Source organism: Polaromonas sp. P1_G2, from assembly GCF_056405515.1.
On record NZ_JBFUBY010001249.1, the window covers coordinates 1 to 436 of the forward strand.

General features: G+C 63.4%; 1 protein-coding gene. It reads right to left on the reverse strand.

The features are described from left to right. A partial coding sequence (locus AC1D0P_RS29990) for an ankyrin repeat domain-containing protein (RefSeq protein WP_477680061.1) occupies window positions 1-436 on the reverse strand: 436 nt, incomplete at both ends.

The window sequence follows — 436 nt, forward strand, 5'->3', positions numbered from 1 at the left end:
TTGTAGACCGACTTGTGCAGCGGCACCGCCGTGAAGGTCGGCTCGACGGCATTGACGTCGGCGCCGGCAGGCAGCAGCACGGCGACAATGTCCGCCTTGCCCTCGCGCGCCGCGACATGCAGCGGCGTATGGCCATTGTTGAAGCTGCCGGTGATCGGCGCCCGCTCGTTGACATCGGCATCGTCGGCGAGCGCGGCTTTGACGCCGTCGAGGTCGTTGGCGACCACGGCTGCCATCAGCACCTGATCTCTAACCGCCTTCTCGTCACGGGCGCGGCGGGCGTCGAACARCTGCTTGATCGCCTTGAAGGCATCGGTCTGCGCAGTGTTGACTTTCTCCTCGTAGGCGAAGTGGTCGTCGAGCGAGAAGCCATAGCTCGATATCACTTTCAGCGACGCATTGTTGTCGAGGAGGAAGCCTGTGACATCGACCGCAC